The organism is Rhodanobacter sp. T12-5 (assembly GCF_008329435.1).
Classification (GTDB): Bacteria; Pseudomonadota; Gammaproteobacteria; order Xanthomonadales; family Rhodanobacteraceae; genus Rhodanobacter.
Map to the genome: position 1 here is coordinate 251,829 of NZ_NPKN01000004.1, position 11,391 is coordinate 263,219.

Genomic DNA, 11,391 nt, shown 5'->3' on the forward strand with positions numbered 1-11,391 from the left:
TACGCTGCGCGCATGTTGCCCCGTCGCCACCACGAACTGCCGCCTACCGCCGGACTGCCGCTGCGGCTGCGCGACCTGCGACCGGGCGCGCCCACGCTGGGCGCCGACATCGCCGCGCAGCTGGGCACGCCGCCGCTGCAGCTGGAATGTTCCGGCACGGCATGTCTGCTGATCGCCCTGATCACGCTGAGCGAATTGCGACCTGCGCGCCGCCGCGTGGTGGTGCCCGCCTTCACCTGTCCGCTGGTGGCCATCGCCGTGCACCAGGCCGGGCTCGAACTGCAGCTGTGCGACACGCGCCCCGGCCACTACGACATGGATCCGGACGCACTGCGCGCCGCCTGCGACGAACGCACGCTGGCGATCATCCCGACCCACCTGGCCGGCCGCGTCGCCGACGTTGCCGGTGCCGTCGCGGTTGCGCAAAGCGTGGGTGCGTACGTGATCGAGGACGCCGCGCAGGCACTTGGCGCACGCCGCGACGGCATCAGCGTGGGGCTTGCCGGCGACATCGGCTTCTTCAGCCTTGCCGCCGGCAAGGGCCTGTCGATCTACGAGGGCGGCCTGCTGCTGGCGCGCGATCCGCCGGTGCGCGAACGCCTCGCGCACACCGCCGCGCGCACCGTGCCGCGCAGCTTCGGCTGGGAATGGAAGCGCTGCCTCGAACTGCTCGGCTACGCCGCGCTGTACCGCCCCTGCGGACTGCGGCTGGCTTACGGCAACCCGCTGTGTCGCGCCCTGCGCCGCGGCGATCCGGTGGCTGCCGTGGGTGACGATTTCCCGCTGACGGTCCCGCTGCACCGCGTCGGCCGCTGGCGCCAGGGTGTCGGCGCGCACGCCGCCGCCCGCCTGCCGGCGTTTCTCGATCGGCTCGCCGCGCAGGCACAACGACGGTTGCCGCGACTGCGCCGGATCGATGGCGTCGAGGTACTCGACGATCCCGTCGGGGCGCGCGGAACCTGGCCGTTTCTGCTGCTGCTGCTGCCCAGCCCGGAACGCCGCGACGCTGCACTGAGCGAGCTTTGGCAAACCGGCCGCGGCGTCAGCCGCCTGTTCATCCACGCGCTGCCCGACTACGCCTATCTCGAAGGCGTGGTTCCCGTGCAGAACGTGCCGCATGCCCGCGATTTCGCCGCGCGCAGCCTCACCATCAGCAACAGCCCATGGCTGGACGACGACGACTTCGAGCTCATTTGCCGCACGCTGGAAGCGGTATTGGCCTGAATCAGGCGGACCGCGCCGAGATGGCGTCCAGCAGTCGCAGGTTCAACGCATGCTGCTGTGCCTGCCAGCCGGCCAGCTGCTCGGGATCGATCGCAGGCTGTTCGTCCATCGCGGAGAGTTTGCGCTTCCACCAGCTGCGGTAGCGGTAATGCGAGACTTCACCGTTGATGTCGCTGCCGAGCAGGCCGTGACGAAGGCCGTCGATCAATGCCAGCGCGTGGGAAACCTGCAGTTGTCCCTGGTCCCAGTTGGTTCGGGCCACCTCGGGCGCGAACGCATCCTTGTCGATGGAGAGGTAGCTCGGCGCCTGCTGCGTGCGTTGCGCTTCGGCGAACGCGTCGACCATCGCATCGGCGGTATCGAAACCATGGAATGCGTGTGCCAGACCCAGCCGCGCGGACCAGCCGGTGTCCACCCCGATGCTCCAGTAGCTCAACTTGCCGCGGCGCAGCGGGGCCAGGTAGTTTTCCCACGCGTGGCCGGCGCCGATGTCGCCGGAGGTGATGCCGAGCACATGCACGTGGCTGACCTGCGGCAGCAGCGCCACCTTGCGCACCCACGAACCGCAATGCACGCCGAACGGAAAGCGCATGTTGTCCGGATGGTTGTCCAGCACCACGACCTGGAAGGGTCGGGATGCGGAAAGCCGCGCTATGAGCGGCCAGCTCAGATGGTGGAAGTCGCCGCTGCCGGTGAACACCGTGCCGTATTCGGCGGGCAGCAGCTGGTCCAGCATCGTGCGGAACCGCCGCATGGTCGCCAGCGAGCAACCGAAACGGATCGATTCCTGCCAGTGTTCCAGTGGCAGCACCAGCCGACCCGGCAGTGCCCCCACCGAACGATCGATGTCGAGCACGACAGGGCGGTTCGCCAGCTCACTCATCGGTGACCTCCGTGCTCGCCTGCCACTGCCGATCGCTTTCGAAATGACCGCCGAGCCGGCGCAGCAGCATGCGCAGCAGCGGGTTGCGCGCATACACGGCGTGGCGGGTGAAGGTCATGCGCGCACCGAGAAAGGATTTCACTTCGGGATCGGTCCAGCCGGCAACGTAGTGGGTGAGGCCGCGTTGCCGCGCATAGTCGAGATTGTGCATCCAGCTGACAAAGTACAGGTTGTGCTCGCGCGCCTGCGGGTAGGCGAAGCCGACGTACTTGTCGATCAATTTCCCGCCGTGTTCGTAGCAGAGGTTCCAGCCGATCATCCGGCCGGCATGGCGATAGACGAACACCACGCCGCCGCTGTCGGCATCCTGCAGCAGCGCGCGGAAGAACGGCGCGGTCAGCCGATCGAAATGGATCTCGCTTTGCGCGTACACGTTGTCGAACAGTGCGTAAAACGTGGCCAGCGTGGCGGCGTCGTCGAAACGCGCGTCGCCGGTGGGCACCGCCTCGATCTCCAGCCCGGCCAGCGAGCGCAACTTGCGCCGGATGTTCTTCCGCCGGCCGGACGACAGTCGCGCCAGATAGTCGTCGGTCGAGGCGAAATCGATCGGCACCCACGCCAGCGCCTGTCCCTCCAGCAGCACATAGCCCTCGTCTTCGCAGGCGCTGGCGAAGGCGCGCGCGTACGCGTTGTCGGCATCGTCGAGCAGCGGCGAATCCTGCGCGATGTCCTTGACGATCAGCAGCCGGCATTCGCGCCCGTAGGCGGCCTTGAGGCCTTGCGCCAGCGCGGCCGGCGATACGTCCGCCGGCAACGGCGCGTATTCGGAGACGGTGGTGCCGGCAAAGCGCGTGCGCCAGCGCAGCAGGCAGCTCCATCGACGATACAGCGGCAGGCCGGCCACACGCCGGCGCAGCGCATCGTCCGCCGTGGTCAGCAGGTCGAACGGCGCCACGAAGCCCGGCATGCCTTGCGGCGAACGATCCACCACAAAGCCGGCTGGCGGCTCCGCCATGAATGCCGCGAGCAGCGCGTCCGGTTCCAGTTGTGAAATGAAAGGCATGAGTAAGCGAGTGTGCCTAGACTATAAGGGCCAGCTTGCGCGAGGCACCTTGCGTGAGCCTTCCATTGTCGCCTGCCACCAAGGACCCTGTCATGACCGCAACGATCCAGCAACAAGTGTTCGAGATCATCGCCAAGCAGGCCAAGATCGAAGTGGCGACGATCCGGCCCGAATCCACGCTGAAGGATCTGGGCGTCGCCTCGCTGGAGGCGATCGAGATGATCTTCGACATCGAGGAGCACTTCGATATCAACTTCCCGGAGCAGCAGGGCGCCAACTTCGATACCGACACCGCGCAGAGCCTGGTGGACGCGGTGCAGAAGGCGCTGGACGACAAGGCCGCCGGCGAAGGAAGCAAGTAATGCCCACCGTGTCGACGCGCCGGGTAGTGATCACCGGCATGGGCGCGATCAGCCCGCAGGGCGTGGGCGCCGCGGCGCTGTGGCAGGGTCTGTGCGAGGGCCGCAGCGCGATCGGCCCGCTGCGTCATCCGGATGCCGCGCGCCTGCGAGTGAAGGTCGCCGCCCAGGTACCGGCGGACTTCGATCCCGCTGCGCACATCGACGAACGCGTCCTGCCCCTGCTCGACCGCACCTCGGAATTCGCACTGCATGCGGCGCGCGAGGCCGTGACCCAATCCGGCCTGGACTTCGCCAGCGGCGGACTGGGCCTGCGCACCGCAGTGATCGTGGGCACCGGCGTCGGCGGCGAGACCACCCAGGACGAACAGAGCCGGCGCCTGTACGGCGAGAACGCGCAGCGCGCGCACCCGCTCACCATCGTGCGGCTGATGACCAACGCCTCGGCCAGCCAGATCAGCATCGCCTGGGGTCTGCGCGGGGCCACCTATGCCGTGGCCAGCGCCTGCGCCTCGGCCAATCACGCGATCATCCAGGCCGCGCAGCAGATCCGCTACGGCCTGGCCGACGCCGCGGTCACCGGCGGCACCGAAGCCTGCATTACCTACGGCGCGCTGAAAGCGTGGGAAGCGATGCGCGTGCTGGCCGACGACACCTGCCGGCCATTCAGCGCGAACCGGCGCGGTCTGGTGCTGGGCGAGGGCGCCGGCATCTTCGTGCTGGAGTCGCTGGAACACGCCCAGGCACGCGGCGCCACCATCCTCGCCGAGCTCGCCGGCACCGGCATGAGCGCGGACGCCAGCGACATCGTGATGCCCAGCGCCGAAGGTGCTGCCTCCGCGATGCGCCAGGCGCTGGCCGAAGCCGGACTGAACCCGCAAGACGTCGACTACATCAACGCCCATGGCACCGGCACGCCGGCCAACGACGCCACCGAAACCCGCGCGATCCGCCTCGCCTTCGGCATCCACGCCGACCGCCTCGCAGTGTCTTCCACCAAGTCCATGCACGGCCACGCCCTGGGCGCCTCCGGCGCGCTGGAACTGGTCGCCGCCATCGGCGCGCTGCGCGACGGCGTAGTGCCGCCGACCGCGAACCTGGACAAACCTGATCCGGCTTGCGATCTCGATTACGTGCCGAACGTGGCGCGCGAGATGCCGGTGCGGGCGGTGCTCAGCAATTCGTTTGCGTTCGGCGGGTTGAACGCGGTGCTGGCGTTGAAGCGGGCGCCGTAATCGGGAAATCTCGATCTCGTTTGCCCGTCATTCCTGCGAAGGCAGGAATCGCACTTCAGTCGTCGCGCAAGACAACGCATGCCCTGTAGGAGCGCGCTTGCGCGCGATGCTCTTGCTTGGCGCTTGCCGCCCATCGGGCAACCGCTCCTGCGTTGCCTCAACTCCGGCATCCATGCCGTCGCCTGCCCTGGCGAAAAGGAGCCGACATCCCTGTCGTCTCCCGCTGCGCGGCCTGTCGTCCCCGCCTCACCGCCGCACAGGGGCCCCGGTAGAGCAGCGGGCCTTCCTGGCCCGCACTTTCAGAAAAAGCCGGTGTTGATTGATCGAGGAGATTCGTGGGGAAACCTCAGACTCTGCCTCCTGTTTCCGAGGCAAGGACGCCGAACGGGACGCGATTCAACTTCCTCCGTCCCGCATTCGCGTGAACAGCCGTTCGACCTTGGGCGCCAGCAGCGCGGTGTACCTGAGGGCATCGGCGTGTGACAGATGCGACCACTCCGGCGGCTTGAAACCCTGCAAATCCGGATAGTCGCTGAAGACGAGACCCGGCGAACCGCTGCGCTTGAGCAACACGTCCCAGGTGCTGGCGGGCGGTTCGGCATGATCCTCGAAGGCGCGATACGGCCCGATCACCGGCTGGCGCACAAACACCACCCGCGCACCACGCGCGCGCAATGTCTGCACCGCCTTCACGGCCCTGTCGATCTGCGCATCGGCGATCTTCTGGCGCTTGGCCGACGTCTCCATTCCCGGTCGCGGCGGACCGCTCCACTGCTGCGCCCAGATGCGGCGAGCCGTGTCCCGGTACGCCTGATCGTCGACCACTTTGGGCCACATGTAGGTATTGCGGTCCCGATCCGACAGCGACAACTTGCGCACGTCCTCGTAGGGATGCGTGCCGGGTCGCACCGGCCAGGCCTGACGCGCCAGCACGGTTCTCAGCGCGTAGTCCTCATCGTAGAAGGCCAGGTACGGCTCGATGAAATGCATCGACAGCGCGGTACCCATGCGATCGTTCGGCGACTGCTTGCGCCAGTTACTGATCGCCGCGGCGCGACCGGCATAGCCGCTGAAGAACAGCGAGGTAGTCACGCCTACCAGCACGCGGCCGTGGAACTTGGGATCGGCGGCCAGGTCCTCCAGCGCCGGCAGCGAGGAGGTGCCCTCCAGCGACAACTGGATCGGCTGCTCGCCGGTGACCTGCTTCCACACCGGCAACTGCATGTCGAACAACGTGCGCGAGGAACCGATCAGCACCAGCGCGTCACCCTCGCCGTGGTCGATGCGGCGGCGCTGCTGCGCCCACTGACCGTCGCTGTTGCGGTAGCTGGGAGTGACCCCGTACGCGCGCCAGTGCCATTCCCAGGCGCCGGTCAGCAGCACTGCCAGCAGCACGGCGCTGATCCAGATCGGCCCCCAGGCGCGGTCCGGGATATCGCGCTCGGGTACCGGCTGGGCCACGCCTGGCCGGTCTGCCGCGGTCTGGCGCACGAAGCCCGGCCGAGTGGCGATCGGCTCACTGTATTCGTCAGAACTGGAAGTAGATGAACGCACTGCCTTCCCCCTGTGCAATGACGATCAGGAAGGCCATCAGGCCCATGCCCAGCGACAGCGGGATCACCGGCACTCTGAGCAGCACCGACTCCAACGTGCGCGTGCGCATCCACCAGTGCGCCGCCACGATGCCCGTCACGATCAGCAGCGTGGTGGTGACCAGCATGGTCGACAGGATCGGATCGGCGCCGCCGTGCGCGCCGAACATGCCGGTCAGTACGTCCCACGCCTTGCCGAAGGTCCTGGCGCGAAAGAACACCCAGGTCACGTTGACCAGCATCCAGGTCAGCATGCCCAGGGCAAACAGCATCAAGGGGCCGGGACGATAGCCGGCGAAACGACAGCGCAGGACGCGCTCGACCGCCAGATAGGTGCCGTGCAGGCCACCCCACACCACGAAGGTCCAGCCGGCCCCGTGCCACAGGCCACCCAACAGCATGGTGCCCATCAACGCCGCGTAGGTTCGGGCCGGTCCGTGTCGGCTACCACCCAGCGGGATATACAGGTAATCGCGCAGCCACGACGACAGCGTGATGTGCCAGCGGCGCCAGAAATCAGAAAAGCCCACCGCCGCATACGGAAAGCGGAAATTGTCGGGCATGGCAAAGCCCAGGCACATCGCCACGCCGATGGCGATGGTCGAGTAGCCGGCGAAGTCGCAGAAGATCTGCCCACTGAAGGCCAGCGTGCCCATCCAGGCATCCAGCGCGCCGGTCGCCTGGCCGGCGTTGTAGACCGCCTCGGCCGCCTTGGACAGGAAGGTATCGGCCAGCACCACCTTCTGGAACATGCCCACCAAAACCAGCACCAGGCCGAACTGCAGTTGCCGGCGCGAGGCGCGGTGCGCGTGCTCGAACTGCGGCACCAGCTCGGTCGGACGCATGATCGGGCCGGCCACCAGATGCGGGAAGAACGTCACGAACAGCGCGTAGTCGAGGAACTTGCGCGCCGGCAGCGCGCGCTTGTGGTAGATGTCCAGCGTGTAGGACAGCGTGGCGAAGGTATAGAAGGAGATGCCCACCGGAAGCACGATGTCCCACTTCGGTGGAACGTAGTGCACGCCGTAGACCGACACGATGTCGCTGAAGTTCTCCATCAGGAAATGGCCGTACTTGAAGTAGCTGAGCATGCCCAGGTTGGCCACCACCGACAGCAGCATCCAGGCGCGGCGCACCGCAAGGCGCTCGGCATGCACCAGCTTCTGCGCGGCAAACCAGTCCACCACCGTGGAGATCCACAACAGGATCACGAACGGCGGGTTCCACGCCATGTAGAACAGGTAGCTGGCGATCAGCAGGTTGATCTTGCGCGTACGCCAGGCGAACGGCATCGCGTGCATCACGAGCACGAGCGAGAAGAACACCAGGAATGCCAGTGAATTGAAAACCACGACTCCCCCTCGTGGTCTTGGCCAATCCTGCGCTTATACGCCCGGTCGCTCAGGCATGACAAGAAGTTTCGCGTAGCCGAGACGGAGGGAAGTTGAGCAGAAACATTCCGGCCGCCCGGTGAGCTGGCGAGACACCGGACGCACCAGGTGCAAGGTCGCCGGGCAGGACGCGATTCAACTTTCTCCCTCCCGTGTTGGCGCTCGCGCCGGATTGACCGGAAAAGTGCTGATATTTTCGTTTGTGGATGAGCATCTACATGATTAATAGATCGAACCTGGCAGGCTGCTGAAATATTGTTTGACAGGTCCAGGAAAATTAATCCGCGACCATAGAAGCAGACGCAAGTGATTGATGGTTCGTTTACCTGGCTGCCGAAATGGTGAAGAAAAAAAACCAATTTTGGAGCGAAGCAGGAGTATTTCAGCAGCCTGCCAGGCCTTAACTTCCTGCCTTCGCGACCTGGTCATTCGAGAACGAGCAGCACTGGTCAACTTTGAACGAGCGGCAACACGTCAGCTTTGCCCCGCGCATTTGAAGAGGTCGAACGGCAGCTCTTGACCGGTCACCGACCGTGGGGGCGATCCTGCCTTCGCAGGCATGACGGGGAGAGTTAGAAAGTCGCGGGCACGAAAAAAGGCCCGGCGGTCTCCTGACGGGCCTTCGATTCACACCGCGCGAATCAACCCTTCTTCGCTTTCGTCAGCAGCTGATCCAGCAGCGCGATCGCCAGATCAATCTCCTCGTGCGTGATCTCCAGCGACGGCGCGAAGGTGATCACGTTCTTGTACCAGCCGCCCACGTCGAGCACGAGGCCGATCTTCTTGCCGTTGTGTTCGAGGTCGCCGGCCAGGCCGATGTCGACCATCCTGTCGAGCAGCGCCTTGTTCGGGGTGAAGCCGTCGTCGGTGCAGATCTCGGCGCGCAGCGCGAGGCCGAGGCCGTCGACGTCGCCGATTTCCTTGTGGCGCTTCTGCAGGTCGCGCAGGCCTTCGAGGAAGTGCGCGCCTTTCTTCGGTACGCTGGTCTCGTAGTCCAGCTCGTAACCCATCTTGATCACTTCAAGGCCCAGCGAGGTGCCCAGCGGATTGGAATTGAACGTGCTGTGGGTCGAGCCCGGCGGGAACACGGTCGGGTTAATCAGCTCCTCGCGCGCCCACAGCCCGGACAGCGGGTTGAGGCCGTTGGTGAGTGCCTTGCCGAACACCACGATGTCGGGCGTCACGCCGAAGTTCTCGATCGACCACAGCTTGCCGGTGCGCCAGAAACCCATCTGGATTTCGTCGGAGACCATCAGGATGCCGTACTGGTCGAGCACCTTCTTCAGGCCCTTGAAGAAGCCCGCCGGCGGGATCACGTAGCCGCCGGTGCCCTGGATCGGCTCGACGTAGAACGCGGCGTACTCGCACTGGTTCGTCTTCGGGTCCCACACGCCGTTGTATTCGGTCTCGAACAGGCGGGCGAACTGGTTCACGCAGCTGTCCGAATATTCTTCGGCCGTCATGCCCTTCGGGCGTCGGAACGGATACGGGAACGGCAGGAACATCGCGCGCTCGCCGAAGTGGCCGAAGCGGCGGCGATAGCGGTAGCTGGAGGTGATCGACGAGGCGCCCAGGGTGCGGCCGTGGTAGCCGCCCTCGAAGGCGAACATCAGGCTCTTGCCGTTGCGCGCGTTGCGCACGATCTTCAGCGAATCCTCGATCGCCTGCGCGCCGCCGACGTTGAAGTGCACGCGGCCGTCGAGGCCGAACTTCTTCTTCGCGTCCAGCGCCACCGTCTTGGCCAGCTCGATGCGGCTCTGGTGCAGGTACTGGCTGGCCACTTGCGGCAGCAGGTCGATCTGGTTCTTCAGCACGTTGTTGAGGCGCGGGTTGGCGTAGCCGAAATTGACCGCCGAGTACCACATCTGCAGATCGAGAAACGGCGTGCCGGCCGTGTCGTACATGTAGCTGCCTTCGCAGGTACGGAAGATCTTCGGCGGGTCCACGTAGTGCACGGTGTCGCCGAACGAGCTGTACTTTGCCTCGTCGGCGAGCAACTGGGCGTCATCGATCACCACGGAGGTGTTCTTGTCGAAAGCATTCATCGGAAGTCCGGAATCGGGAAGTGGGAAACAGGAAGAGCGTGCAAAGCAGTGCCGATCAGGGCGTCGCCGCCGCCACGGGCATCGCGGGGCGATCGAGCAGGCTGCCGTCGAGCAGCTGCGGCAGGAACTCGAGCGCATCCTCGAAACCGGTGATCGGCACGTAGGGAATGCCGGCGGCACGGCAATGCTCGATGAGCCGATGTTTGGCAAACACGAAATCGACGGTATCGGCGGCGCAGAAATCCGACGCGCCATCGCCGATCAGCAGCGTCTTCGCGCCGCCCTCGCGGGCCTGCGCCACGCAGGCGCACTTGCAGGTGCCGCTGCGGCAGCCGTCTGCCTGGAACGGCGAGGTCAGTTGCCATTGTTTCGGCGGCTCGGCCGGCGCCAGGTGATTGGCCGCCAGCGGCAGGTCGTCCAGGCCGTAACGGCCGAGGATCCGGTGGATCGCGTAGTCGAGGCCGTCGCTGACGACCCGGATCGGCACGTTCAGTTCGCGCGCCCTGGCGACGAAACCGGGAAAGGCGTGGTCGATCCACACCTCGCTCAGGTGCGTGTCCAGTTCCGCGCGGGTCATCTGCAGCAGGTCGACCTGGCCGGCCATGCATTCGCGCGAGCCGATGCGGCCGGCGCGCCAGTCCTGCTCCAGCACCTCCCAGCCCGGGCGGCCGAAGCGGTCGAGCAGCGAGTCGATCACGTCCTCGACGGAAATGGTGCCGTCGAAGTCACACAGGATGGTCCAGCCAGGCACGGGCATCGCGAACTCGGGTCGATAATGGTCGAACCCAGCTTAGGAAGGCTGCCTTTCCAGCTCCTTTCCGGCGGGTCGCGCGCGCGACATTGCGCCGGCCACACCCCGCGTCTAAGCAAACCGAAAGCTGACATGCGTAGCTTCAGGCGGTATCCGCCGGCCACTCGGGAGAGACAGACATGCGCGCGCTGTCGTCACTGTTGCTTTGCATCGCCATTCTCGCACCGGCCGACGCGCTTGCATCGGGCGGGCCGCTGGGCATCGACCATCGCATCCACTACGACAACAGCGGCATCTGGAAGCGCTCGAACCAGACCGTTCTGATCTACGGCACGATCACCACGGTGGTCGGCGGTGCGCTGGCCTTCGGCGACCAGGACAAGCTGGGCGACACGTTCTGGCGCTCGGTGGACGCCCTCGCGGTGACCAGCATCGGCACGGAGGGCCTGAAGCTCGCCTTCCAGCGCGAGCGTCCCTCGCAGACCGCCAACCCCAACCACTTCTTTGCCGGCACCCATGCGCAGAGTTTTCCCAGTGGGGAGGTCGCGGCGATGTCGGCGGCGGTCACGCCGTTCATCGTGAACTACGGGCCGGACCACCCGGCCGTCTACGCTCTGGCGCTGCTGCCGGTCTACGACGCCTTCGCGAGGGTCAAAACCCGCGGCCACTGGCAAAGCGATGTCCTGGTGGGCGCGGCGATCGGAACCGGAGTGGGCTTGTGGGCGACGCGTCGAAATTCCCCGCTGATCATCGGCTGGCTGCCAGGCGGCTTCCAGGTCGGCTTCATCCACCATTTCAAGTGATGCGAGGCAAGCGTCCGGCCAGCGATCATCCGGCTCCGTTCCCGC

Annotated in this window: 10 protein-coding genes; 4 read left to right on the forward strand and 6 right to left on the reverse strand. The window is 66.0% G+C overall.

Annotation, left to right across the window (positions count from 1 at the left end):
* Positions 1–12 precede the first annotated feature (12 nt).
* Entirely contained in the window at positions 13–1,224 is a 1,212-nt protein-coding gene (locus tag CIW53_RS10765) for a DegT/DnrJ/EryC1/StrS family aminotransferase (protein WP_149364712.1), read from the forward strand.
* A gap of 1 nt (position 1,225) precedes the next feature.
* Here the strand turns inward: CIW53_RS10765 and CIW53_RS10770 are convergent, their stop codons facing one another.
* Positions 1,226–2,107, reverse strand: a complete 882-nt coding sequence (locus CIW53_RS10770; protein WP_149364713.1) for an arginase family protein — start codon at positions 2,105–2,107, stop codon at positions 1,226–1,228.
* Positions 2,100–3,170 (reverse strand): GNAT family N-acetyltransferase, encoded by a 1,071-nt coding sequence (locus CIW53_RS10775; protein ID WP_149364714.1) that lies wholly within the window; start codon positions 3,168–3,170, stop codon positions 2,100–2,102. Before CIW53_RS10775 ends, CIW53_RS10770 begins: the two co-directional genes overlap by 8 nt.
* 92 nt (positions 3,171–3,262) lie before the next feature.
* Between CIW53_RS10775 and CIW53_RS10780 the strand changes: the two genes are divergently transcribed.
* Both CIW53_RS10780 and CIW53_RS10785 read left to right on the forward strand, forming a co-directional pair.
* Positions 3,263–3,532: a phosphopantetheine-binding protein gene (locus CIW53_RS10780; RefSeq protein ID WP_149364715.1), complete on the forward strand. Its 270-nt coding sequence runs from the start codon at positions 3,263–3,265 to the stop codon at positions 3,530–3,532.
* Entirely contained in the window at positions 3,532–4,764 is a 1,233-nt protein-coding gene (locus CIW53_RS10785) for a beta-ketoacyl-[acyl-carrier-protein] synthase family protein (protein WP_149364716.1), read from the forward strand. Before CIW53_RS10780 ends, CIW53_RS10785 begins: the two co-directional genes overlap by 1 nt.
* 396 nt (positions 4,765–5,160) lie before the next feature.
* Here CIW53_RS10785 and CIW53_RS10790 read toward each other — a convergent pair whose 3' ends face one another.
* From CIW53_RS10790 to CIW53_RS10805, 4 genes are all read right to left on the reverse strand, one after another.
* Positions 5,161–6,318, reverse strand: coding sequence for a hypothetical protein (locus CIW53_RS10790; protein WP_242451856.1), 1,158 nt, complete (start codon positions 6,316–6,318; stop codon positions 5,161–5,163).
* Positions 6,293–7,708 (reverse strand): MBOAT family protein, encoded by a 1,416-nt coding sequence (locus CIW53_RS10795; RefSeq protein WP_149364717.1) that lies wholly within the window; start codon positions 7,706–7,708, stop codon positions 6,293–6,295. Before CIW53_RS10795 ends, CIW53_RS10790 begins: the two co-directional genes overlap by 26 nt.
* Positions 7,709–8,388: 680 nt before the next feature.
* Positions 8,389–9,792, reverse strand: a complete 1,404-nt coding sequence (locus tag CIW53_RS10800; protein ID WP_149364718.1) for an aminotransferase class III-fold pyridoxal phosphate-dependent enzyme — start codon at positions 9,790–9,792, stop codon at positions 8,389–8,391.
* A gap of 55 nt (positions 9,793–9,847) precedes the next feature.
* Entirely contained in the window at positions 9,848–10,549 is a 702-nt protein-coding gene (locus CIW53_RS10805) for an MtnX-like HAD-IB family phosphatase (protein WP_149364719.1), read from the reverse strand.
* Positions 10,550–10,722: 173 nt separating this feature from the next.
* On the opposite strand from CIW53_RS10805, the gene CIW53_RS10810 reads away from it, so the two are divergent.
* On the forward strand, positions 10,723–11,346 hold the full coding sequence (locus CIW53_RS10810) for a phosphatase PAP2 family protein (protein WP_149364720.1): 624 nt from the start codon (positions 10,723–10,725) through the stop codon (positions 11,344–11,346).
* Positions 11,347–11,391 lie beyond the last annotated feature (45 nt).

What these genes read in the sequence shown, in the direction of transcription:
- CIW53_RS10785 (WP_149364716.1), top strand. Translation starts at nt 3,532, where the DNA reads ATGCCCACCGTGTCGACGCGCCGGGTAGTGATCACCGGCATGGGCGCG.
- CIW53_RS10770 (WP_149364713.1), bottom strand. Translation starts at nt 2,107, where the DNA reads ATGAGTGAGCTGGCGAACCGCCCTGTCGTGCTCGACATCGATCGTTCG.
- CIW53_RS10765 (WP_149364712.1), top strand. Translation starts at nt 13, where the DNA reads ATGTTGCCCCGTCGCCACCACGAACTGCCGCCTACCGCCGGACTGCCG.
- CIW53_RS10775 (WP_149364714.1), bottom strand. Translation starts at nt 3,170, where the DNA reads ATGCCTTTCATTTCACAACTGGAACCGGACGCGCTGCTCGCGGCATTC.
- CIW53_RS10780 (WP_149364715.1), top strand. Translation starts at nt 3,263, where the DNA reads ATGACCGCAACGATCCAGCAACAAGTGTTCGAGATCATCGCCAAGCAG.
- CIW53_RS10805 (WP_149364719.1), bottom strand. Translation starts at nt 10,549, where the DNA reads ATGCCCGTGCCTGGCTGGACCATCCTGTGTGACTTCGACGGCACCATT.
- CIW53_RS10800 (WP_149364718.1), bottom strand. Translation starts at nt 9,792, where the DNA reads ATGAATGCTTTCGACAAGAACACCTCCGTGGTGATCGATGACGCCCAG.
- CIW53_RS10810 (WP_149364720.1), top strand. Translation starts at nt 10,723, where the DNA reads ATGCGCGCGCTGTCGTCACTGTTGCTTTGCATCGCCATTCTCGCACCG.